Origin of the sequence: Frigoribacterium faeni, assembly GCF_011761235.1 — a bacterium.
Lineage (GTDB): Bacteria > Actinomycetota > Actinomycetes > Actinomycetales > Microbacteriaceae > Frigoribacterium > Frigoribacterium faeni_A.
The window spans coordinates 364,879-387,486 of sequence record NZ_JAAOYW010000002.1 but is presented as its reverse complement, the minus strand read 5'-3'; the positions used below and the strand labels follow the sequence as shown (position 1 = coordinate 387,486).

The 22,608-nt window shown below is 73.1% G+C and carries 18 protein-coding genes and 1 tRNA gene; 4 read left to right on the top strand and 15 right to left on the bottom strand.

The window, feature by feature from the left end; translation table 11 throughout:
• The first annotated feature begins 54 nt into the window (after positions 1-54).
• Positions 55-996 (top strand): aldose 1-epimerase family protein, encoded by a 942-nt coding sequence (locus FHR78_RS08310; RefSeq protein ID WP_166760055.1) that lies wholly within the window; start codon positions 55-57, stop codon positions 994-996.
• A gap of 433 nt (positions 997-1,429) precedes the next feature.
• Here the strand turns inward: FHR78_RS08310 and FHR78_RS08305 are convergent.
• Positions 1,430-1,502, bottom strand: a tRNA-Lys gene (locus FHR78_RS08305).
• A 148-nt stretch (positions 1,503-1,650) separates the two neighbouring features.
• On the opposite strand from FHR78_RS08305, the gene FHR78_RS08300 reads away from it, so the two are divergent.
• The 3 genes from FHR78_RS08300 (at position 1,651) to FHR78_RS08290 (ending at position 4,507) form a co-directional block, all read left to right on the top strand.
• The gene (locus FHR78_RS08300) at positions 1,651-2,280 is read left to right on the top strand and encodes a DNA-directed RNA polymerase subunit beta (protein ID WP_166760054.1); all 630 of its coding nucleotides are present in this window, start codon (positions 1,651-1,653) and stop codon (positions 2,278-2,280) included.
• Between the two features lie 710 nt (positions 2,281-2,990).
• Complete coding sequence (locus FHR78_RS08295) at positions 2,991-3,587, top strand: sigma-70 family RNA polymerase sigma factor (RefSeq protein WP_166760736.1); 597 nt, start codon at positions 2,991-2,993, stop codon at positions 3,585-3,587.
• On the top strand, positions 3,584-4,507 hold the full coding sequence (locus FHR78_RS08290; protein WP_166760053.1) for an anti-sigma factor domain-containing protein: 924 nt from the start codon (positions 3,584-3,586) through the stop codon (positions 4,505-4,507). Before FHR78_RS08295 ends, FHR78_RS08290 begins: the two co-directional genes overlap by 4 nt.
• A gap of 120 nt (positions 4,508-4,627) precedes the next feature.
• Here FHR78_RS08290 and pstB read toward each other — a convergent pair whose 3' ends face one another.
• The 14 genes from pstB to FHR78_RS08220 all read right to left on the bottom strand — a co-directional run bounded on the left by pstB (position 4,628) and on the right by FHR78_RS08220 (position 22,518).
• Positions 4,628-5,407: a phosphate ABC transporter ATP-binding protein PstB gene (pstB, locus tag FHR78_RS08285; RefSeq protein ID WP_166760052.1), complete on the bottom strand. Its 780-nt coding sequence runs from the start codon at positions 5,405-5,407 to the stop codon at positions 4,628-4,630.
• Positions 5,408-5,491: 84 nt separating this feature from the next.
• Positions 5,492-6,589, bottom strand: a complete 1,098-nt coding sequence (pstA, locus tag FHR78_RS08280; protein ID WP_166760051.1) for a phosphate ABC transporter permease PstA — start codon at positions 6,587-6,589, stop codon at positions 5,492-5,494.
• Positions 6,589-7,551, bottom strand: coding sequence for a phosphate ABC transporter permease subunit PstC (gene pstC / locus FHR78_RS08275; protein ID WP_166760050.1), 963 nt, complete (start codon positions 7,549-7,551; stop codon positions 6,589-6,591). The genes pstA and pstC overlap by 1 nt, the downstream gene beginning before the upstream one ends.
• A 187-nt stretch (positions 7,552-7,738) precedes the next feature.
• Positions 7,739-8,836, bottom strand: coding sequence for a phosphate ABC transporter substrate-binding protein PstS (locus FHR78_RS08270; RefSeq protein ID WP_432207146.1), 1,098 nt, complete (start codon positions 8,834-8,836; stop codon positions 7,739-7,741).
• Between the two features lie 243 nt (positions 8,837-9,079).
• The gene (locus tag FHR78_RS08265) at positions 9,080-10,018 is read right to left on the bottom strand and encodes an NUDIX domain-containing protein (RefSeq protein ID WP_166760049.1); all 939 of its coding nucleotides are present in this window, start codon (positions 10,016-10,018) and stop codon (positions 9,080-9,082) included.
• A 2-nt stretch (positions 10,019-10,020) separates the two neighbouring features.
• Positions 10,021-12,189, bottom strand: coding sequence for an RNA degradosome polyphosphate kinase (locus tag FHR78_RS08260; RefSeq protein ID WP_166760048.1), 2,169 nt, complete (start codon positions 12,187-12,189; stop codon positions 10,021-10,023).
• Between the two features lie 222 nt (positions 12,190-12,411).
• Positions 12,412-12,630, bottom strand: coding sequence for a hypothetical protein (locus FHR78_RS08255; protein WP_166760047.1), 219 nt, complete (start codon positions 12,628-12,630; stop codon positions 12,412-12,414).
• A gap of 142 nt (positions 12,631-12,772) precedes the next feature.
• Positions 12,773-13,975: a hypothetical protein gene (locus tag FHR78_RS08250; protein WP_166760046.1), complete on the bottom strand. Its 1,203-nt coding sequence runs from the start codon at positions 13,973-13,975 to the stop codon at positions 12,773-12,775.
• Positions 13,976-13,988: 13 nt separating this feature from the next.
• On the bottom strand, positions 13,989-18,383 hold the full coding sequence (locus FHR78_RS08245) for an FtsK/SpoIIIE domain-containing protein (protein WP_166760045.1): 4,395 nt from the start codon (positions 18,381-18,383) through the stop codon (positions 13,989-13,991).
• Positions 18,380-19,465 (bottom strand): hypothetical protein, encoded by a 1,086-nt coding sequence (locus FHR78_RS08240; RefSeq protein ID WP_166760044.1) that lies wholly within the window; start codon positions 19,463-19,465, stop codon positions 18,380-18,382. The genes FHR78_RS08245 and FHR78_RS08240 overlap by 4 nt, the downstream gene beginning before the upstream one ends.
• Positions 19,462-20,151: a hypothetical protein gene (locus FHR78_RS08235; protein WP_166760043.1), complete on the bottom strand. Its 690-nt coding sequence runs from the start codon at positions 20,149-20,151 to the stop codon at positions 19,462-19,464. The genes FHR78_RS08240 and FHR78_RS08235 overlap by 4 nt, the downstream gene beginning before the upstream one ends.
• Positions 20,148-20,747, bottom strand: a complete 600-nt coding sequence (locus FHR78_RS08230; RefSeq protein ID WP_166760042.1) for a hypothetical protein — start codon at positions 20,745-20,747, stop codon at positions 20,148-20,150. The genes FHR78_RS08235 and FHR78_RS08230 overlap by 4 nt, the downstream gene beginning before the upstream one ends.
• Positions 20,744-22,228, bottom strand: coding sequence for a hypothetical protein (locus FHR78_RS08225; protein ID WP_166760041.1), 1,485 nt, complete (start codon positions 22,226-22,228; stop codon positions 20,744-20,746). The genes FHR78_RS08230 and FHR78_RS08225 overlap by 4 nt, the downstream gene beginning before the upstream one ends.
• Positions 22,228-22,518, bottom strand: a complete 291-nt coding sequence (locus FHR78_RS08220) for a hypothetical protein (RefSeq protein ID WP_166760040.1) — start codon at positions 22,516-22,518, stop codon at positions 22,228-22,230. Before FHR78_RS08220 ends, FHR78_RS08225 begins: the two co-directional genes overlap by 1 nt.
• Positions 22,519-22,608 lie beyond the last annotated feature (90 nt).

Sequence of the window (22,608 nt, the reverse complement as noted above, 5' to 3'; positions counted from 1 at the left end):
GCACCTCCTGCAGTCCGCACCCGCACCTCCTGCGCTCACGACGAAGGGACGACCATGACGACTCCTCCCACGGGACACCAGCACGAGCTGAGGCTCGAGACCGGAGGCCGCGTCGTCACGGCGACGGTCACCGAGGTCGCCGCCGGGCTGCGTGCCCTGGCGGTCGACGGCGAGGCGCTGACCGAGACCTTCGGCGAGCACGAGACGCCTCCGTCGGCGTGCGGCATCACGCTGTTCCCGTGGCCGAACCGGGTCGACGGCGGGCGCTGGACGCTCGACGGCCGCGAGCTGCAGCTCGACCTCACCGAGCCGGCCAAGGGCAACGCCAGCCACGGCCTGCTGCGCTACACGGCGTACCGGCCGGTCGACGTGCAGCCGCACGCGGTCACCCTCGCCGCGACGGTCTGGCCGCAGCACGGCTGGCCGGCCACGCTCGAGACGACGGTGCGGCACGAGCTCGTCGCCGACGGCATGCGGGTGGAGCACACCGTGACCAACGCCGGCGCGGGGCGGGCGCCGTTCGCGGTGGGGTCGCACCCCTTCTTGCGCGTCGGCGAGCACGACCCGGCAGGGCTGACGATCACGCTGGAGGCGGCGACCCGGTACGAGGTCAACGAGCGCGGCATCCCGACCGGCACGTCGCCCGTGGCGGGCACGTCGGCCGACCTCCGTGGCGGGCCCCGCCTGGGCGACCTCGACCTCGACACGCCCTACCGCGACGTGTCGCCCGGGCCCGACGGGGTGCGTCGCACGCGGCTGACGGCGCCCGACGGCACGGCGACCGAGCTCTGGCAGGACGAGGCGTTCGGGTACGTGCAGGTGTTCACGCCGCGGAACTTCCCGCGCGGCGGGGTCGAGGGGCTGGCTGTCGCGGTCGAGCCGATGACGGCGCCGCCGAACGCGCTGGCGACGGGCGAGGGGCTGGTCTGGCTCGAGCCGGGGCAGACGTGGACGGCCGCGTGGGGCATCCGACGGATCGAGGCAGGGGCCGCCTGACCTGGTGAAAACGTACTCGGCGCCCGGTTGTCCAGAAAGCGCAGGTGGTCCGTACCTCGCACTCTGCTCCCCGCCGACGGGCGCTAGCGTGGGTCCGTTCGGCTGGTTACCGGACACAAGTCGCCGAGAGGTCCGTGCGTCGCGCCCCACCTGATCCGGGGTGCGACGCCGCTCGCGGTGCACCGTGCCCCCGATCGGCTCCCGCTGGTCGGGGGCACGCTCGTGTGCGGGGTGCGGCAGGGTGACCTTCGGCCGCCCGGGTCGCACGGACGTGGGCCCCGTGGGGCTCGACCCCACCGGCACGGCCGTCACGCTGCTCCGCAGCGCGCCGGGACCGGCGGCGGGGCGCACCACGGGTGCGTCCTCGACGACACGGGGCCCACGAACGAGAACGGCGACACCCGGTGGATCTGGGTGTCGCCGTTCTCGTTCGTGGGCCCCGTGGGGCTCGAACCCACGACCCGCGGATTAAAAGTCCGATGCTCTACCAACTGAGCTAGAGGCCCTCAGGGCTCAACGATACGGGATGCGGGGCATCCTCGCGGGCCGGCAGCGCGCCTCCTTCGCTGCCTCGTCGGCCGGCGTCGACGTCGTCGGGCCCGGCGGCCGGCGGCACGGAAGCGGCTCCCGGCGCACGCGCGTATCGTCGTGGCGATGCCCAGAGACTTCCACCGCCCGACCCAGTTCCCCAGCGCCGCCTTCGAGGCGTTCCAGGGCGGCGACGACCCGGCGACCGTCAACCGGATCGCGCACGAGTCGGCTGCGGCGCTCGTCGCGCGGGTGAAGCACGACCCGCAGCCCGAGATCCTCGACCGGCTGGTGTCGTTCAGCGACGAGCACGGCATCGATGTCGTCGCCGAGCTCTGGGCCCGCGCCGCCCCGCACACCCTGCCCGGCGCGCTGTGGCGCATCTACCTCGTGCGCGCGGTGATCCGTCAGGCGCCGGAGGAGGTCACGTTCCTCTTCGACCGCGGCGTCGAGACGTCGACCACCATCGACCCGATCGTCGCCGGAGCCCCGACCCCGGCCACCCCGGCCGAGGTGCTCGAGCTGGCCGACCTGATCCTCCGCGGCGTCTTCGACGGCGACTTCGCCCTCGCCCTCGAACGCGGCGCCGCCTTCTGCCGGCTCGCCTCGGCGGGCGCGACGAGCGTCGCCGACGACCAGGACACGATCGGCTCCGACCTCGCCTCGACCCTGACGCGACGCGCGCTGCGCCTGTCCGAGCTCGGCGTCGACCTCACTGCGTGCGCCGCCCTGTGGCGCGACGGCGGCCTCGACTGACGCGGACGTCGACGCGACCCGCCTGCTCGCAGCGGCACTCTGACCCGCTGGCGTTCTGCAAGCGAGACACTTCCGGCCGGGGCGAGGCCAGGTGAGCGGCATCCCCGTGCCCGCGTCGGGCAGATGCTCTCAAATTCGGAAGAGGAGCACGAGGAGGCGCGGCGTGGGCAGCAGCAGCACCGGCGGCCCAGGAGGCGGTGCGTTCGCACCCGGCGAACGCCCGCGCGACGCTCGGCGAGGGCGGTTAGACTCGATCACTGTCGGGCCGCAGTAACCCCGGGCTCCAAATTTAGCCGCTTCGAGCGGCCTCGCGCCGAGAGGCGTTTCTGCGGCTCGACACCCTCCCCTCCTCCGCAGCGTGACCACCCCGCAGCGTGATAACTCCGCCGCGTCGAGGCACCCCGCCGTCAGCAAGAGGACGCGGCAGAACGCGGCACCGCACCCGCACCACCACGTGCACCCGAGGCAAACTCGCCCAAACCACCAGCCGCCCGGTGCCGAACCATGAGCGTGAAGGGTCGAGAGATCCTCCGCCGACTTCCCGCCGCCCTGACCGGCGGGACGACGCGGTCGTCCCCTCCGCACGGCTCCGGGCCTCCCGGTCATCCCAGACGGAGCCCGTGCGGAGGGGACGACTCACACAGCGACACGAATCCGTCACGATCCCGTGGCGGTACGGACATCACAGGCGGATCGAGGTGAACCCTGACATGCTGACGCTCGTGACCCACGACATCGAGACTCCCCAGGACGAGGTCCGTGCCTCGACCCCGGACGAGCTCCTCCTCAGGGTCGCCCAGGCAGATCAGGTCGCCTTCGGCGAGCTGTACGACCAGACCGCACCCCGTGTGATGGGCCTGATCAAGCGGCTCCTCAAGGACCACTCGCAGTCCGAGGAGGTGACCCAGGAGGTCTTCCTCGAGATCTGGCAGAACGCGACGAGGTTCGACCCCACCCGGGGCAGCGCCTCGAGCTGGATGCTCACGATGGCGCACCGCCGTGCCGTCGACCGTGTCCGCGCCTCCCAGGCCGGACGCGACCGCGACCTCAAGATCGGCGTCCGCGATCTGGAGCCCGGCTACGACTCGGTCACCGAGTCGGTCGAGATCCGCATCGAGCACGAACGCGTCGAACGCGCCCTGGGACGACTCACGGAGCTCCAGAGCCAGGCCGTCAGGCTGGCGTACTACGGCGGCTACAGCCACAGCGAGGTGGCCGCGATGCTGGGGGTGCCGATCGGCACCGTCAAGACACGACTGCGCGACGGCATGATCCGTCTGCGCGACGAGATGGGAGTGGCATCGTGAACGACCGCGACGACTCCGCCGGACGGGGCACCCCGCCCCACGACTCGCTCGAGGCGCTGTCCGGCGCCTACGCGCTGAACGCGCTGAGCGACGACGAACGACACGACTTCGAGGCTCTGCTGGAGGAGTCCGAGAGCACCAGAAGGGAAGTGACCGAATTGCGAGAGACAGCACTGCTGCTCGCCCACGCGGCCCCGCCCGTGATGCCTTCGGCCGCCCTCCGCGCGAGCATCATGGACTCCATCGCCGGGATGCCCCAGCTGCCGGCCCTGCCGACGGCGACGTCGGGCCCCGGCGGCCGCCACGGCGCGTCCGCCGCCCCCGAGACCGCAGGAGGCGCGGGTGACGACCACGAGGTCGCCGCGCCCGCCCGTAGGGCCGTCCCCGAGATGGAGCCCAGCGAGTCTGAGACGGCCGCCCGCGTGCTCGAGCCCCACGGCGCCGCCCGTGCCCGCTGGTTCACCCGCCCCGTCGCCGTGCTCGGCGTCGCGGCGGCAGCCGCCGCCCTCTTCTTCGGAGGAGGCGCGCTGCTGTCCGAGGTGACCGGTTCGACCCAGCAGCAGGAGGCCACCGCCTCGTCCGTGGACGAGATCTACGCGGCCGGCGACTTCCAGCGCACCGTGGCCGACGTGAGCACCGGCGGCACGGCCACCCTGGTCTGGTCGAACGAGCTCAAGCGCTCCGCGGTCGTCCTCGACGGCCTGACCTCGCTGCCCGGCGACAAGACCTACGAGCTCTGGTACATCGGCGCCGACGGCGCCGTCCCGGCCGGCACGTTCGACACGGCGTCCGACTCGACGGTCACGAAGGTGCTCAAGGGCGAGATGACGCCCGGCGACACCATCGGCCTCACCATCGAGCCGGCCGGCGGCTCCGAGCAGCCGACCAGCGAGCCGATCCTGGCCGTGCAGAGCGCCTAGCGACGACGAGGTCGGGGGCGCGGACGCGCGACCCGGCCACAGCACGACGGAGGCGGCCCACCAGCAGGTGGGCCGCCTCCTTCGCGTCGTGCCGGCGCCCGAGGGGCGTCGCCGTGGGGATCAGCCGAAGCGACCCGAGACGTAGTCCTCGGTGGCCTGGACGCTCGGCTTCGAGAACATGGTGGCGGTGTCGTCGTACTCGATGAGCTTGCCGGGCTTGCCGGTGCCGGCGATGTTGAAGAACGCCGTCTTGTCGCTGACGCGGCTGGCCTGCTGCATGTTGTGGGTCACGATGACGATCGTGTACTGCTGCTTGAGCTCCTCGATGAGGTCCTCGATGGCGAGCGTCGAGATCGGGTCGAGGGCCGAGCAGGGCTCGTCCATGAGGATCACGTCGGGCGAGACGGCGACGGCGCGCGCGATGCAGAGACGCTGCTGCTGGCCGCCCGAGAGGCCGGAGCCGGGCTTGTCGAGGCGGTCCTTGACCTCGTTCCAGAGGTTCGCGCCGCGCAGCGAGCTCTCGACGAGGTCGTCCTGCTCGCCCTTGCCCATGCGGCGGTTGTTGAGCTTCACGCCGGCGAGCACGTTGTCGCGGATGCTCATCGTGGGGAACGGGTTCGGGCGCTGGAACACCATGCCGACCTGACGGCGCACGAGCACCGGGTCGACGCCGGGGCTGTAGAGGTCGTTGCCGTCGATCAGCACCTCGCCGTCGACGTAGGCGCCCGGGATGACCTCGTGCATGCGGTTCAGCGTGCGCAGGAACGTCGACTTGCCACAGCCCGACGGGCCGATGAACGCCGTGACGGTGCGCGGCTCGATGGTGATGTTGACGTCCTCGACGGCCTTGAACTTGCCGTAGTAGACGTTGAGGTCCTTGACCTCGATGCGCTTGGACATTCGGGTTCCTTCGGTGAGGTGCGGCGTCGTGCGGTGCGGCGGGTGCGGGACGCGGGGGAGGAGGGACGAGGAGGCGCGGGGCCGTCAGCGACCGAGCTTGGGGGCGAAGACGCGGGCGATGAGGCGGGCCAGCAGGTTCAGGGCCATGACGATGAGGATCAGCGTCAGCGCGCTGGTCCAGGCGCGGTCGATGTAGGCGGCCGCGTCGGTGCCCTGGCTGACGTACGAGCTGTAGGCGAAGACCGGCAGCGACTGCATGCGGCCGTCGAAGAGGTCGTAGTTCATGCTCGCCGTGAAGCCGGCGGTGATGAGCAGCGGGGCCGTCTCGCCGATGACACGGGCGATCGAGAGCATCACGCCGGTGGTGATGCCGGCGATGGAGGTGGGCAGCACGACCTTGAGGATCGTCAGCCACTTCGGCACGCCCAGCGCGTACGCCGCCTCGCGCAGCTCGTTCGGCACGAGCTTGAGCATCTCTTCGGTGCTGCGCACGACGACGGGGATCATCAGCACGGCGAGGGCCACCGAGCCGGCGGCGCCCATGCGGACGCCCTCGCCGAAGAAGATGACGAACAGGGCATAGGCGAACAGGCCGGCGACGATCGACGGGATGCCCGTCATGACGTCGACGAAGAAGGTGATCGCCCGGGCGAGGCGGCCGCGGCCGTACTCGACGAGGTAGATGGCCGTGAGCAGGCCGATCGGCACCGAGATGACGGCGGCGAGGGCCGTGATGAGCAGGGTGCCGGTGAGGGCGTGAAGCCCGCCGCCGCCCGCGCCGACGATGTTGCGCATCGACATCGAGAAGAAGTCGCCGTCGAAGCGGGCCGCGCCCGAGGTGACGACGGTGACGAGCACCGAGACGAGCGGGATCAGCGCGAGGACGAACGCGGCGCTGACCAGGGTCGTGACGACGCGGTCCTTGGCGCGGCGCACGCCCTCGACCTGCATCGAGATGGCGAAGACGAGCGCGGCGTAGAGCACGGTGCCGAGCACGATCGCGGCGACCCAGTTGAAGGTCTCGGTGACGCCGCCGGCCTGCAGCAGGCCGAAGACGACGAGCATGACCGCCCAGCTGCCGACGAGGATGACCAGCGGCGCGGCCTTCGGCAGGCGGCCGGTGGTGAGGGTGTTGACGGTGCGTCCGGCCGTGCGGGGACGGGCCTGGGTGGTCGTGGCCATCAGTTCGCTCCCGAGAAGGCCTTGCGGCGGTTGATGACGACGCGGGCGATCGAGTTGACGACCAGCGTGATGACGAACAGGACGAGGCCCGTGGCGATCAGCGTGTTGATGCCGATGTCGTGCGCCTCGGGGAACCGCAGCGCGATGTTCGCGGCGATGGTCGACGAGTTCGTCGAGGTGAGGATCGCGGGGTTGACGACCAGCGCCGGCGAGAGCACGAGGGCGACGGCCATCGTCTCGCCGAGGGCGCGGCCGAGGCCGAGCATCGACGCCGAGATGATGCCGGGGCGGCCGAAGGGCAGGACCGCGACCTGGATCATCTCCCAGCGGGTGGCGCCCAGGGCGAGCGCCGCCTCCTCGTGGAGCGTCGGGGTCTGCAGGAACACCTCGCGGCTCAGCGCGGTGATGATCGGCAGGATCATCACGGCGAGCACGATGGAGGCGGTGAGCAGCGTGCGGCCGGTGCCCGACACGGGACCGGCGAAGAGCGGGAACCAGCCGAGGTGGTCGACCATCCACGCGTAGACCGGCTGCACGGCGGGGGCGAGGACGATGCTGCCCCAGAGGCCGAATACGACCGACGGCACGGCGGCCAACAGGTCGATCACGTAGCCGAGGCCCGCGGCGAGCCGGCGGGGCGCGTAGTGCGAGATGAAGAGCGCGATGCCGACGGCGACCGGGAGGGCCATGACGAGCGCGAGGGCGGCGGCGTAGACCGTGCCGAAGGCGAGGGGGCCGACGTACTGCCAGAACGAGTCGGGGAAGCCCGAGAGCGAGATGTCGTCGGGGGAGGCGACCAGGGCCGGGACGCTCTGCACGACGAGGAAGATCGCCACGGCGGCGAGGACGGCGAGGATGAGCCCGCCGGCGACGACGGTGCTGCCCGAGAAGATCTTGTCGGCGGGGCGACGAGGCGCGCGCGGGGCTCTCACCTTCGTGGCGGTCGATGCGGGGGCGGTCATCGGACGAGGTCCTCCGGGTGGGTGCTCGATGTCAGGGCGGTGCTCGGGCGGCGGTTCGGGTGCTGCCTGTGGTGCGGGTGCTGCGGGTGGTGCGGGTCCTGCGGGTGGTGCCGGTGCTGCGGTGCCCCTGTCAGGGCGACGGCCCGGGACCGCACGGCGTGCGGTCCCGGGCCCGGTGAGGCAGGTGCTACTTGATGAGCGCGATCGCGTCGGCGACCTGGCCCGAGAGGGTGCTCGAGATGGGAGCGGAGCCGGCGGCGTCGGCCGCGACCTGCTGGCCCTCCTCGCTGGTGACGTACTCGAAGTACGACTTCACGAGCGCGCCCTGCTCGGCGTCCTCGTAGGACTCGCAGCCGATGAGGTAGCTGACGAGGACGAGGGGGTAGACGCCCGCGGCGGTCGAGGTGCGGTCGAGCTCGATGGCGATGTCGCCCTCGGTGCGGCCCTCCTCCTCGGGGGACTCGTCGACGATCGCCGCGGCGGCCTCGGCCGAGTACTCGACGAACTCGTCGCCGACCTTGATCTTGGCGACGCCCAGGTCACCGGCGCGCGAGGCGTCGGCGTAGCCGATGGTGCCGGTGCCGTTGGTGACGGCGTCGATCATGCCGGAGGTCTGGTTGGCGCCTTCGCCGCCCTCGAGGGGCCAGACGCCGTCGGGCTCGGAGGACCACACGTCGGGGCTGTTGGCGTTGAGGTACTCGGTGAAGTTCTCGGTGGTGCCCGAGTCGTCCGAGCGGTGCACGGCCGTGATGGGCGTGCTGGGAAGCGTGGCGTCGGGGTTGTCGGCCTTGATCTCGGCGGCGTCCCACGTGGTGATGGCGCCGCTGAAGATGCCGGCGATCGTGGCGGGCGACAGGTTGAGCTCGTCGACGCCGTCGAGGTTGAAGATGACGGCGATGGGCGAGACGTAGGCGGGCAGCTCGACGATGCCGGTGTCGGGCGTGCAGCCCGCGAAGGTGCTCGACGAGATCTCGTCGGTCTTGAACGCGCGGTCCGAGCCGGCGAAGGCCGCGGCGCCGGAGATGAAGCTCTCACGGCCGCCGCCCGAGCCCTGCGGGTCGTAGTTGATCGTCACGTCGGGGTTGGCGGTCTGGAAGCCGGTGACCCAGGCCTCCTGGGCGGACTGCTGCGACGAGGCGCCGATGCCGGCGATCTCGCCGGAGAGGTCGGAGGAGGCGCCGTCGGTCGAGGTGCCGGAGCCGCCCTCGTTGGCCGCGCAGGACGCGAGGAGCATGGTGCCGACCGCGGCGATCGTCAGGATGCTGCCGGTGCGCTTGAAGTTCACAGAGGTTCCTTCTCGGGATGTGTGGCTGTGTGTGCTGGGCCGGTGCTGACCCGAGGCGAGACGCTACGTCGACCGGGTGACCACGGTCGTCTGCGACGGTGAACGGGAGGTTAACGCGGGGGGAACATCGGCCGGGCGTCCCCGTGGCGACAGGGCCCGAGCACAGCCGGGACACTGCCCGGGCTCAGGCACCGCTCGGCCGCGGCCCAGGCCGCTCCGGCGCCCGGCGCGGCCGCCGTCCCGTCAGGCGACCGGCCCGTGCGTCTCGACGGCGACGAGCGAGGCGTCGGCGCACGACACGTGCAGCACGGTGTACTCGCCGGGGCCCAGCGAGGAGGCGCGGCGCAGGTCGAGGCGGTGCCCGCCCTTCGTGCCCGCGGCGATCTGGCGGACGATCTCGGGCAGCACCGGGGCGTGCGTGCAGAACACGGCGGGCACCCGCTTCTTCAGGCGCTTCGCGACGACGCCGGGGACGTCGTCGTCGTGGCGCTCGAAGGCGTCCTGGCTGATCGAGTCGCTCTGCTTGACGCCGACGCGGGTGAGCGCCGAGAGCGGCTCGAGCGTGGCGAGGCAGCGTGCGGCGGTGCTGCTGATCAGGCGCTGGGGCGCCCACGCGGCGATGCCGGGGGCGATCGACTTGGCCTGGCGACGGCCCTGGGGCAGCAGCGGCCGGGTGGCGTCCGAGCCGTCCCAGTCGCCCGGCGACGTGGTCTTGGCGTGGCGCAGGGCCACGAGGGCGAACGTGCGGGCGGCGCCGGCGGCGACCCGGTCGGCGAAGCGGTCGAGCACCTCGGCGTCGCGCTCGTAGGTGAGCTTCGCGCGCGCCTTCTCGACCGAGACCCACTCGATCGCGGCCACCTCGCTGTTGGGCGCGAAGCGCCCGGCGGCCGCGAACGACTCGTCGGTGACCTCGGCGGCCCAGTAGTGCACGACCTTGTCGCGGCCGCCGGGCATGACGTACTCGGCGGTGCCGAGCGGCGCGCCGAGCGCGACGCGGTAGCCGGTCTCTTCGTGGATCTCGCGCACGGCGGTCTGGGGCGTGGACTCGCCGGGGTCCACCTTGCCCTTCGGCAGCGAGACGTCGCCGTGGTGCTCGCGGTGGATGAGCAGCACCCGCACCTTGCCGTCGACGACGCGGAAGCAGACGGCGCCGGCGGCGACGACCGTGGTGGCGGCGACCACGCTCACCGGCTGGCCCGGCGGCGCTGCGTGATCTGCTTCATGAGGACGTTCTGCAGGTCGGCCAGCGGGGCGCCCTGCTCGTCGCGGGCGTGCCGCGTCCAGGTGCCGTCGCTCTCGAGCCACCACGACGCGGTCTCGTCGGACATCGCCCGCTCGAACAGCGCCGCCACCTGGTCGAGGTGGTCCTGCTGGGTCAGGCGCACGAGCGCCTCGATGCGGCGGTCGAGGTTGCGGTGCATCATGTCGGCGCTGCCGATGAACACCTGCGGGTCGCCGTCGTTCGCGAACCAGAACAGCCGCGAGTGCTCGAGGTAGCGACCGAGGACCGACCGCACGCGGATCGTCTCGCTGAGCCCCGGCTGCCCGGGCTTGATCGTGCAGATGCCGCGCACCCACACGTCGACCGGCACCCCGGCCTGGCTGGCGCGGTAGAGGGCGTCGATGATCTGCTCGTCGACGATCGAGTTGATCTTGATCTTGATGCCCGACGGCCGGCCGGCCTGCGCCGCCTCGATCTCGCCCTGGATCTGCTTGAGCAGGCCGCGGCGCAGGTAGCGCGGGGCGACGAGCAGCCGCTTGAACTTCTTCTCGATCGCGTAGCCCGAGAGCTCGTTGAACAGGCGCGTCAGGTCCTTGCCGACCTGGTCGTCGGCGGTGAAGAGGCCCATGTCCTCGTAGATGCGGCTGGTCTTGGGGTTGTAGTTGCCCGTGCCGATGTGCGTGTAGTGCCGCAGCGTGCCCTTCTCCTGGCGGATCACGAGGGCGAGCTTGCAGTGGGTCTTCAGGCCGACGAGGCCGTAGACGACGTGCACGCCGGCCTTCTCGAGCTTGCGGGCCCACGTGATGTTGTTCTGCTCGTCGAAGCGCGCCTTGACCTCGACCAGGGCCAGCACCTGCTTGCCCGACTCGGCGGCGTCGATCAGCGCCTCGATGATCGGGCTGTCGCCGCTCGTGCGGTAGAGGGTCTGCTTGATGGCGAGCACGTTGGGGTCGGCGGCCGCCTGCTCGAGGAACGCCTGCACGCTCGTCGCGAACGACTCGTACGGATGGTGCACCAGGATGTCCTGCCGGGCGATGCTCGCGAACATGTCGGGCTTCATGTTGGGCTCGGTCGGCTGCAGCTGCAGGGCCGTCTGCGGCAGGTGCTTCGGGTACTTGAGGTCGGAGCGCGACATCTTCGTGATCTCGAAGAGGCCCGCGAGGTCGAGCGGCGCCGGCAGGCGGTAGACCTCCTGGTCGGTGACGTCGAGCTCGCGCACGAGCAGCTCGAGGGTGACCGGATCCATGTCGTCGGTGATCTCGAGGCGGATCGGCGGCCCGAAGCGTCGGCGCAGCAGCTCGCGCTCGAGCGCCTGGATGAGGTTCTCGGACTCGTCCTCGTCGACCTCGACGTCCTCGTTGCGGGTGACGCGGAACACGTGGTGCTCGACGACCTCCATGCCCGGGAACAGGTCTTGCAGGTGGTTCGCGATCAGGTCTTCGAGGGGGATGAACCGCACGCGCCCGCTGTCGTCGTCGGGCAGCTGCACGAAGCGCGGCAGCATCTGCGGCACCTTGAGGCGGGCGAACTCCTGGCGCATGGTCTTCGGGTTGCGCACGCGCACCGACAGATTCAGCGACAGGCCGGAGATGTAGGGGAACGGGTGCGCCGGGTCGACGGCGAGGGGCATCAGCACCGGGAAGATCTGCTCGGTGAAGATCTCGCGCATGCGCACACGGTCGGCCTCTTCGAGGTCGGACCACTTCTCGATGTGGATGCCGGCGTCGTCGAGGTCGGGCTTGACCAGGTCGAGGAACGCCCGCGCGTGCCGCTCTTGCAGGTCATGGGCCTTGGTGTTGATGTCGGCGAGCACCTCGTTCGGGCCGCGGCCGACGTTCGTGGGCACGGCCAGGCCGGTGGCGATGCGCCGCTTCAGCCCGGCGACGCGGACCATGAAGAACTCGTCGAGGTTGCTGGCGAAGATCGCGAGGAAGTTCGCGCGCTCGAGCAGGGGCGTCGACGCGTCCTCGGCGAGCTCGAGCACCCGCTGGTTGAAGGCCAGCCAGCTGAGCTCTCGGTCGAGGTACCGCTCGGCGGGGAGGGTGCCCTCCTCGATGCTGACGATCTCGTCGAAGTCGTCGAGGAAGTCGGGGGTGACGCCGGCGCCGTCGACGCGTGGTTCGCTGTCCATCGCACCATCGTGCCACCCCCGACAGCCGCCGACGTCCCCGCCACGTGAACGGCTGGTGACGAGGCCCGGCCCCGAGGGCGGGGAGGGACCGACTCAGGGGGCTGTGGGGACCTCGGCGGCCGACCCGCGCCTCCTCGGTCTCGCCGGCCCGCGCCTCCTGCAGGGACAAGGGAACGTCCCCCCTCGCGACGAGGCGAGGGGGGACGCTGACGAGCCTGAGGGCTACTTCTCCTCGTGCTTCAGCGCGAGGCCGAGGGCGAAGAAGGTGGGGGCCCAGTGGCCGATGAAGATGCCCCAGCGGTCGGACTGCGCCTTGTCGTTCGAGTCCTTGCCCTGGGAGGCGATCCAGGCCACGAGGGCGACGACGATGGAGGCGAAGCCGCCCCAGTAGGCGTGCTCGCTCTTGACGCCGAGGTCGGAGATGAATTTGACGGGGTTCATGGTGTGCTCCTGCAGATGGGGGACGGACCGGTGCCCACAATCCACTCCCTCATGCTGTGAGCGGCGTGGCAGGTCGGGTCGCATCGCCGAGTAGGCGCTCCCGCCCCGTCGACGTACCCCGGCCCGTACCCCGGGCAACCGCTCAGAACTGCAGCAGCGTCGAGGTGAAGGTGGCCCCGTCGGCCGTCACGTCGGGGATGACGCCCTGGATCGGCACCCGCACCGCGCCGACCGAGTTGAAGGTGCCGGTGCCGCCCGCCCCGTCGCTGACGCTCGACGTGAAGACGGCAGAGCCCTCGGTCGTCGCGTCGACTTGCCAGCCGCCGCTCGTCCAGTCGCCGACCTCGTAGACGGGCGTCGTCTGCAGGGTCCACTTCTGGTCGCTGAGCGTGTAGCCGGTGGGCTCGTTGAGGATCTGGAAGCTGCAGCCGGCCGGCTTCAGGTCGGTGCTCGCGACGCAGGCCGCGAGCCACGAGTCGACCGCGGCCCGGGCGGCCGCCTGGCCGCTCTCGGTGAGCGCGGCGACGAGCGTGGCGGGGGTGCCGGTCGAGGAGGCGCCCGTCGCGATCCCGACGACGTCGTCCGCCGCGTAGGCGCCCGCCCCGTCGAGCGTGGCGGGGTAGCTGCCGGGGAACGCGCGCAGCGTCACCGTGTCGCCCTCGGCGCCGGCGTGCGGCACCTCGACGCCGGCGGCCGTCACGACGGCCGCGTCGGGCGCGCCGACCTGGACGGTCAGGGTGCCCAGCTCGACGGGCTGCAGCGCCCACCGGTCGAAGAAGAGCAGGTCGGTGCCGTCCTTCTCGAGGGTGAACTGCTGGTCGTACGCGGCGCCGCCCTCGCCGCCCTGCTGCACGACGGCGGTGACCACGGCGGAGTCGCCGTCGACGGTCGTGCCCGTCACGCTGTAGCCGGTGACGCCGTCCGTGACGGCCGAGTAGGCCTCGTCGGTGAGCAGCACGTCGTCGTCGCCGACCTCGGTGCCGTCGAGCGACATCGCCCGCTCGACCTGGCCCTGCTGCACGGCCTCGAGGTACTCGACCGCGGCCGCCTGCGGCTGGTGCGACGCCGCCGTGCGCCCCACGGCGACCGCGAGGACGACGCCCAGGGCGAAGACCACGACGGCCCCGCCGACGACGATCAGCGTGCGTCGCCGGCGACGGCTCGAGGCGGCGTCCCCCGCCCCGTCGGCCTCGGCGGGCCCGGCAGGCCCGGCAGGCCCGGCAGGCCCGGCAGGCCCGGCAGGCCCGCCCGCCCCGGCAGGACCGGCGGCCCCGGGGGCCGCCCCCGCCCCGCCCGTGCCCTGCGTGGTCTCGTGGTGGCGCTGTGCCCCGCCGTCGTCGCTCATCTGGTCCCCCTGGTCAGTCGTGACCGGCCAACACTACCGCCGCCCGGGTCGCCGCCACCGGCACCTGCACGGTCATCGGCTCGCCGCTGCCGAGGTGCACGAGCGCCCGCCCCGGCGTCACGCGCGACGACACCATCGACCTCGTGACGCGCACGCCGACGAGGTCGCCGTCGAGCGTCGCCTGCGGGCTGAGCAGGGCGCCGCGGCGGTTCTTCTTCGCCTCGACCTGCCAGCCCGAGAAGCCTGCGCAGAGGCCGTTCGCGTTGCCGCCGAGCACGAGCGCGCGACGGTGGTCGGCGGCCGACTGCACGAACGAGCGCAGCCACTGCTTGGCGGTGACGTCGAGCAGCAGCTCGCCGTCGTCGACGACCAGCGCGACCGGCCGGCCGTCGGGGGCCAGCAGGGGCGCCAGGTCGGCCTCGGTGAGGTCGGTGCCGGTCAGCACGCCGCGCACGCCCGCGTGGCCCGCGAGGCCGCGCAGCGGCGACGGGCGGGGAGCCGCGACGACGATCTCGGTGCCCGCCCGCAGCAGCGACTCGGCGATCGTGAGCAGCATCGTGCTGCGCCCGCTGCGCGACGGCCCGGCGACGACGAAGGTGGGCGCGTCGGCCTCGAGGTCGATGCCCTGCGCCGTCATCTCGTCGCCGCCCACGCCGACGAGGGCCCAGAGCGGACGGCTCGCGTCGGCGCCCGCGAGCTCGAGCGCCGCGTCGAGGTCGAGCTGGCTCGGCAGGTCGTCGACCCGCAGGGGCGAGGTGCGGCGCAGCGCCCGGGGCTCGGCCGCCTGCAGGCGCTCGGCCAGCTCGCGGACCGCGGCCACCTGCGCCTGGCCGCTGACGTCGTCGCCGAGCACGCCGACCTGCACCTCGACCCCGCTGCCCGAGCGGAAGCCCCGCCCCGGGCCGATCTCGGCGGGCAGCGTCTTGTGGTCGATCGTCGCGAGGCTGTAGTCGAGCCGGTCGGTCAGGCGCAGCACCACCTTGTCGTCGGTGAGCACGGCCATGCGGCTCGTGAGCAGCGACCGGTCGCCCGAGACGACCAGGTGCAGCCCGGCCCCCGCTCCGTCACGGAGCATCGACTGCACGGCGTCGGTCAGGCGCCCGCCGTCGACCTCGCCGAGGGTGCCGACGAAGTTCTCCCACCGGTCGATCAGCACGAGCACGTGGGGCAGGCGGTCCTCGGGGGCGGCCGTGGCCCGCTGCTCGGCGATGTTCGCGACGCCCGCGGTCCCGATGACCTCGTGGCGTCTCCCCATCTCGGCCACGAGGCGGTCGATCAGCCGGGTCGCGCGCTCGAGCTGGGTGCGCTGGGCGACCGCGCCGGTGTGCGGGAACCCGGCGAGCGAGGTGATGCCGCCGTTGCCGCAGTCGAGGCCGTAGAGGTGCAGGTCGCTGCTCGACACGGCCGAGGCCGCGGCCGCCGCGATGCTGCGCAGCGCCTGCGACCGGCCCGAGCCGGGCGCGCCCACGACGTAGAGGTGGCCGAACTGGTCGAGGTCGACGACGGCCGGCCGCTGCTCCTGGCGGTCGGGCAGGTCTTCGGTGCCCCAGCGGAAGGTGAGGGGCGCGCCCTGGCCGGCCCGCTCCTCCGGCGGGGTCAGCGCCAGCGGCAGCACCGTGCCGAGCGGCGCCAGCCACGGGCTGCGCTGCCGCTCGACGCCCGCCAGCTCGGTCGCCCGGCGCAGGGCGCCGACGAGCACGGTCAGGTCGGTCTCGACCGCGGTCGCCCCCGTCGCCGGGCGGCTCGGCAGCGCGAGGGCCGCGTCGCGCCAGTCGAAGAGCCGCACGAACGGCGGCGCCGTCGTGCCGTCGCTGTCGAGCGCGCTGCGCCCGCCCACGCGCGCCGACTGGAACGGCACCACCGACGAGTGGCCGAGGCGCGCGTAGGCACGGCCCGGCAGCGACTTCGCGATGCGCGCCGCGTCGGGCACGTCGATCACGTCGGAGCTCTCGCCCGTGTCGGTCATCCGCAGGGCGACGCGGAGGTTCGTGTTCGCCCGGATCTCGGGGCTGATCACGCCCGAGGGGCGCTGCGTGGCGAGGATGAGGTGCACGCCGAGCGACCGTCCGCGCTGGGCGATGCCGACGAGGCCCGTGACGAAGTCGGGCAGCTCCTTGGCGAGGGCGGCGAACTCGTCGATGACGATCAGCAGGCGGGGCAGGCGCTCGCCGAGGCCGCCGCGGTCGAGGTGCTCGTCGTGGTCCTCGATGTCCTTGGCCCCCGAGGCGGCCAGCACGTGCTCGCGCCGGGTCAGCTCCGACCGCAGCGACCGCAGGGCGCGCTCGACGAGGTGGCTGTCGAGGTCGGTGACGAGGCCGACCGTGTGCGGCAGGTCGGCGACGGCAGCGAACGCCGCGCCTCCCTTGTAGTCGACGAGCACGAAGGTCATCGCGTCCGGGCGGTTGGCGACGGCCAGCGACGCGACGAGCGTCTGCAGGAACTCCGACTTGCCCGAGCCGGTCGTGCCGGCGACGAGCCCGTGCGGCCCGTCCGACACCAGGTCGATCGAGAACGGGCCGTCGATCGAGACGCCGACGACGGCCGAGGTCGCGGCCCCGCCCTCGTGCCGCCAGCGCTCGGCGAGCAGCTCGCCGGTCGGGTGCTCGATGCCGAGCACGGGCAGCAGCGCGGCCGAGTCGGGCACGAGCCCGGCGGTCTCGCTCGAGCTCAGGTCGCGCACGGGGGAGAGGTCGCGGGCGACGTCGTCGTACCAGTCGTCGACGACGAGGTCGGCGAGCACGTCGTCGAGGTCGGCCCGGCCGTGCTCGCGCACGGTCAGCCTCGTGTCGGCGTGCTGCACGACGGTCGCCGTGCACTCCTCCGGCAGCTGCCACTCCTCGGCGTCGAGGCAGACCACGCGGATGCCGTGCTGCGGCCCCTCGCGCAGCAGCCCGACGACGCCGGGCATGGCGCGCAGGCGACGGGCGCCGTCGAGCACGACGACGTACTCGGGCGAGAAGCGCTGCGGGTTCGCCGACCGGGCCGACGAGGCCGCGCGCCGCTCCTGCAGCACGAGCGACAGCTCGGCGAGGCGCCGGCCGATGGTCTCGCCGTCGGCGCCGATCGCGGCCAGGGCGTCGTCGCCGTCGCCCGGGCGGGCGTGCGGCAGCCAGGTGGCCCAGGCCCACTCGGGCAGGGCGGGCACCGACGTCAGCACCACGAGCCGCACGTCGTGCGGGCTCTGCGCGACCGCGAGCTGGCCGACCAGCCAGCGGCCGAGGAGGCGCGGGCGGCTCCCGGACCCGGCGAGCCCCACCACGCCGGTGCGGGCCAGCGACAGCACGACGGGCACCTGTCGCGTCGTGCCGGTGGCCGTGCTGCGCTGGTCGGTCGAGCGCTCGTCCTGGATCTCGACGGTGCTCGGCAGGTCGGCCGTGCCGACGCGGACGTGCAGGTGGTCGGGGTCGGTCGGGCGGCGCTCCCAGAGCCGGTGCGTGGGCACGCGGGCCGCCGTGCGCAGCTCGGCCGCGTCGGCGGCGCGGGAGCGGCGGCGGTCGCGCTCGGCGGCGATCGAGTCGTCGACCCAGCCCTCGATGCGGGCGACGAGCTCGCGGTGCTCGGCGAGGGCCTTGCCGTGGCTCTTCTTGCCGTTGCGGCGGTTCGTCACGGTCGTGCCGATCATCATGATCGGCGACATGAACGCGAACATCAGGTAGAAGGCGTGCTGGAACGCCACGGCCATCACGATGCCGAACACGGCGGGCACGGCGGCCATGATCCACGGCAGGGGCGAGCGCTGCGGCGGGGCCGGCACGCGCGGGATGACGTACTTGACGGGCGGCGTCGGCGGCAGCAGCCGCGGGGGCCGGTTGTAGTCGACCCAGCCCGAGTCCGGCGCGCGCAGCAGCACGACGTCGGGCACGGTGGCGGGCAGGGCTGCGAGCACCGACTCGCCGACGCGCAGCCGCGCCTCCGGGGGCCACTCCGCCCACTCGTCGGTCAGCGGCTCCTCCTCGAGCAGCGCCGGCGTCGTCGCCAGCCCGGGCTCGGGCGGCACCGCCCTGACGCGCACGCCGGCGTCGAACGCGACGTCGAGCTCGGCCACGGCGGGCAGCTCCGACGCGCCGAGCACGAGCAGCCCGTCGGCATCGACGGCGAGCAGGGTGCGGCCGACGACGACCGGCTCGGAGCGCCCGGCGCCGACGCCGCCGACGAGGCGCAGCTCGACCACGCCGGGGGCCGCGCGGCCGGGAGGCGGCGACCCGACGTGCAGCAGCGCGCCGTCGAGCAGGCCGCTGGTCGCGAAGGTCGCCTGCTCGTCGACGCCCTCGGGGGTGCGCGACACGGTGCCGACCTCGCGGCCGATCGCCTCGAGCACGAGGGCCAGGGGGGTCTCGCCGGGGGCGTCGACGACGAGGTCGGAACGCGTGCCGGCGACGTCGTCCGAGACGGTGAGGACGACCCTCATCGCGTCGGCACCGGGCCGCCCTGCTGCGGGGCGCCTCCTCGGCTCGGCTGGGCGCGCCGACCGGCGGGCGCGGTGCCGGGGGCCACGGGGACGGAGGGCACGGGCGGCGACGCCGGCGCCCCGTCGGCCGAGGGCCGGGCGAGGCCGGCGGGCACCGCCACGGCCTCGTGCCCGTTGAGGGCGACGTCGACCCAGCGCAGCTCGCCGACGGCGTCGCCGGTGAGCGTGCCGTCGCGGCGCGCGGTCAGCTGCCAGCGCACCTGCTCGTGCCGGGCGAGCAGCACGACGCCCCAGCGGTTCTCCGGCCGCTCGAGGGCCGAGCGCAGGGCGGTCCAGGCGGAGGCGGACGGCACCTCCGAGAGGAACAGCACGCCGGGGGAGGCGCCCGTCACGACCACGTCGAGGGCGTCGTCGAGCGAGAGCAGGGCGCCGGCCGCGACCTCGTCGTCCCGCACCCCGACGCGCAGCACGGCCGTCGAGCGGCACCACGGCGACGTGGCGAGCTGGTCGGCGACGCGGCGCGCGACGGCCAGGCGGGAGGCGCGGTCGCCGTCGACGCCGAGCACCCCGTGCAGGGCCTCGAGCCCGACGAGCACGCGGCCCTCGGGCGACGAGCCGAGCGCCACGACCGTGGCGAGCTCGTCGGGCCGGCGCGCCGGCACCGCCTCGAGCTGCACGAGCTCGACCGGCGCCGACCAGCGGCGGCCGTCGCGGCCGGTGGTCCAGGGGGCCGGCGGCGCGACGGTGGGCGTGACGAGGTCGACGTCGATGCGCTCGGCGCCGACGACGACCCGCGACAGCCCGGGGAACACGACGTGCTCGCGCTCGCACGAGGCGAGCAGCACGCGCAGGGCGCGGTCGGCGGCCCAGGTCGCGGACGGGTCGCCGCGCACGTCGTCCGCCCAGGCCACGGCCTCGACCTTGACGACGCGGCGCGAGGCCACCCAGACCGGGATCGTGAAGGCGAGCACGGCGACCGTGAGCACGACCGCGACCGTCAGGGCCAGGTCGCCGAACGGCTCGAGCATCGGGGGCAGGTCGACCGCGCGGGCCGTGACGGCCACCGCGCCTCCTGCGGTCACCGCGCCTCCTCGGCGGCGGCGACGGCGAGCTCGACCGGGGTCGGCTCCTCGCCGGGCACGTCGGTCCAGCGGAAGGTCGTCATGATCGCGTCGAACAGCTCGACGAGGGCGTCGGCGAGGCGCTCGCTCGGCTCGTCGCCATAGACCGCCGACCAGGTCAGCACGACCCAGCGGCCGGGCCGGTGGGGCACCGAGACCGTGTAGACGACGCGTCGCGACCAGGTGCGCTCCCACGAGCCCTCGGCCTGGTCGGAGGCGACGGTGGCGACGGTGCGGGCGGCGGCGGCGCCGTCGACGTCGCGGAGGCCGTCGAGCTGGCCGGCCTCGCTCAGCAGGTCGGCGACGATGCGCACCGGCTCGGTCTCGGACTCGTCGTCGACCTCGGCCTCGCTGAGGCTGACCGGCAGGGCGAACCCGTCGACCGACGCGGGCAGGTACACGGCGTTCGCGCCGGCCCGGCCGGCCTCCTCGACCGCGTCGGTCAGGCGGCGGCGCAGCTGCCGGCGCAGCGGCTCGGCGCTGTCGCGGGGCAGGTCGTCGGGCAGGGCCTCGCGCACGATGCGGTCGACCTCGCGGGCCAGGTCGTCGGCGTGCTCGGCACGGGCCGGCAGCCGGGCCCAGCCGGCGGGCAGGGCGACGGCGAAGGAGGCGGCGGGCGCGAGGGCGCCCGAGGTCGCGGTGGTCATCGTCCCGCCTCCTGCAGCTCGTCGGCCCGGTCGGCCAGGCGCACGCGCCCGGCGAGCTCGACGACGTGGGGGGTCTGCAGCGCGACCAGCGTGAGGTCGGTGCTGCGCCAGGTCGTCGTGACGTCGATCCCGTCGCGGCGCGCGGCCGCGGTGACGGTGGCCCAGACGCGTCCCTCGAGGTCGAGGTCGAAGCGGGTCACGACGACGCCGGGCCCGACGTCGTCGGGCAGGTCGTCGATGAGCGGCGCCTCGAGCGGCGAGCCGCCCCGGGCCCGGCCGAGCTCGAGCAGGTCGGGGGCGTCGTCGCCGGTGAGGCCCGCGTCGACGATGACCGGCAGCGACCAGGCGCCGGGCACCGAGAAGCCGGCGACGAGCCGCGAGCCGTCGCCGAGCGTGGCCGCCATGGCGAGCAGGCCGTCGAGCGCGGCCTCGACGTCGAGCTCGGGGGGAGTCACGTCGCCGGTGCGGTCGACCTCGGCCGAGAAGGCGAACAGCGCCACGGCCGCCTCCCGCCAGGGGCCGGACGCCGTGTCGGCGGGAGGGACGATCAGCCAGGCCGGCGGGTCGACGTCGACGACCAGCACGGGGCCGGTCACAGCTTCTCCGCGTCGGCCTCGGCGACGGACGGCGTGCCGCCCGGGAAGTTCGCCTTCGCGTCCTCCCAGCCCGCCCAGCGCGCGATGTCCGGGCCGATGCCCGTCGGGTTCGCCCCGAGGCTGAAGGCGGTGCTGCCCCAGCCGAAGACCTTCGACCCGCCCGTGAAGTAGATCAGGTTCTGGGCGCTCTTCAGCGACACCAGGTCGATGCCGCTGAGCTTGGCCTTCGTGGCGATCTCCCCGAGGCCCTTCAGCCCGTCGACGCCGATGACCTTGTCGAGCTTGGGGATCATGTCGGCCCGCCACTCGGTGACCGTCTTCGCGTCGGCCTTCCAGATGCCCTTGAGGTCGCGCAGGTTCCACCAGTTCGGCTTGATCTCGCCGAGATCGGTGGCCTTGTGGATCGTGACCGCGTTCTCGCGCATCTCCTTCAGGCGGGTCGGCAGCTCCTTGAGCTGCTTGATCGCGTCGTCGATGCTCGTCCTGCCGTCGAGGGCGGCGTCGAAGATCTCCTTGCGACGGGCCGCCTGGTTCGCCGTGAACCTCATCGCCTCGAAGGCGTTCTTCGTGACGTTCGTCGTGGTGGCGGCGCCGCCCTTGCCGATCATCGCGATCTTCTTGAGGTTCGTCGCCTTCGTGATGAGCGCCCCGGCTCCGAGCGAGAGGATGCCGACGCCGGCCATGATCACCGACACCCACGAGGCGTCGCCCATCGCCGCCTGGGCGATGGTCGCGGCGAAGGCGACGCCCGCGGTGACCGCCCCCATGAGCGCGACGAAGCCGAGGCCCGGGATGAGGATGGCGATGACCGCCAGGGCGATCCCGATCCAGGTGAGCACCTTGATGAGGATCGCGAGGAACTTCTTGAAGAAGGCGCGGATCTTGTCGCCGAGGGTGTCGTGCAGCCCGTCCTTCCAGGCGCCGCGGATCGTCGACGAGGCCGCGTGTCCCGCGGCGTCGAGGTCGGCCTGGGCGCGGCGGAGGTGCGCGATCGCGGCCGCCGCCGCTCCCTGCGCCGAGTCCAGCGCGGCGTCCTTGGCGCGGCCGGCCCCTTCCTCCTCGCTCGTCAGCGGCGGGGCGTCGTCGGCGCGGCCCTCTCGCGGGTCGGCCATGCCGGTGGCCTGCGACATCGAGTCGCGCGCGGCCACCGCCTCCTGCAGGGCCGAGGCCGACTCGGCGAGGCCGTGGTCGAGCTGGGGCAGGTACGAGCGCAGGGCGTCGCGGACGGCGTCGTAGCGCCCCGACATCTGCTCGAGCGCCTCGCCCACCGTCTTGCTCTTGGCGCGCACCTTGTCGGCGCCCTGGCCCTTGAACTGGCTCTCGTCGCCGTCGCCGATGCGCTTGAGGACGTCGGCCTGCTCGTGGATCGTGCGGGCCATGTCGTCGTAGAAGGCCGCGAGCACCTTCACCTGGTCGACGTCGGCCGACATCGGGTCGCCGCTCTCGTGCAGCAGCGACCACTCGCCCGGGCGCGCGCCCATCAGACCGTCTCCGTGCTGATGCTCTTGGCCATCTCGCCGTCCGCCTCGTCCCAGGTGTCGCTCATCTCGACGAGCTTGTCGTGCAGCTTGACGACGTCGTCCTTGATCTTGTTGCGGTGGATCTTCCAGTCGCCGCTGAAGTCGTGCATCGCCTTGTTCAGGTCCTTCTGGCCGAAGATGTCGTGGTTCTCGTCGCGACCCGACATCTGGTCGCTGAGCTCGTCCCGCACGCGGGCGAGGGAGTCGATCGAGGTCCTGAGGGCCTCTCCGTCGACGATGAGGTCTGGCATGGGGCGTCCGTTCGTGAAGGGCCGAGCCGAGGAGGTGGGGGCTGGGGGGAACGCCGAGGTCCCGTCCCGCGACGGGGACGGGACCGCGGC

Coding starts and splice junctions, on each gene's coding strand:
- FHR78_RS08235 (WP_166760043.1), bottom strand. CDS start 20,151: ATGACCACCGCGACCTCGGGCGCCCTCGCGCCCGCCGCCTCCTTCGCC.
- FHR78_RS08295 (WP_166760736.1), top strand. CDS start 2,991: ATGCTGACGCTCGTGACCCACGACATCGAGACTCCCCAGGACGAGGTC.
- FHR78_RS08225 (WP_166760041.1), bottom strand. CDS start 22,228: ATGGGCGCGCGCCCGGGCGAGTGGTCGCTGCTGCACGAGAGCGGCGAC.
- FHR78_RS08310 (WP_166760055.1), top strand. CDS start 55: ATGACGACTCCTCCCACGGGACACCAGCACGAGCTGAGGCTCGAGACC.
- pstC (WP_166760050.1), bottom strand. CDS start 7,551: ATGACCGCCCCCGCATCGACCGCCACGAAGGTGAGAGCCCCGCGCGCG.
- FHR78_RS08260 (WP_166760048.1), bottom strand. CDS start 12,189: ATGGACAGCGAACCACGCGTCGACGGCGCCGGCGTCACCCCCGACTTC.
- FHR78_RS08300 (WP_166760054.1), top strand. CDS start 1,651: ATGCCCAGAGACTTCCACCGCCCGACCCAGTTCCCCAGCGCCGCCTTC.
- FHR78_RS08255 (WP_166760047.1), bottom strand. CDS start 12,630: ATGAACCCCGTCAAATTCATCTCCGACCTCGGCGTCAAGAGCGAGCAC.
- FHR78_RS08250 (WP_166760046.1), bottom strand. CDS start 13,975: ATGAGCGACGACGGCGGGGCACAGCGCCACCACGAGACCACGCAGGGC.
- pstB (WP_166760052.1), bottom strand. CDS start 5,407: ATGTCCAAGCGCATCGAGGTCAAGGACCTCAACGTCTACTACGGCAAG.
- FHR78_RS08220 (WP_166760040.1), bottom strand. CDS start 22,518: ATGCCAGACCTCATCGTCGACGGAGAGGCCCTCAGGACCTCGATCGAC.
- FHR78_RS08245 (WP_166760045.1), bottom strand. CDS start 18,383: ATGAGGGTCGTCCTCACCGTCTCGGACGACGTCGCCGGCACGCGTTCC.
- pstA (WP_166760051.1), bottom strand. CDS start 6,589: ATGGCCACGACCACCCAGGCCCGTCCCCGCACGGCCGGACGCACCGTC.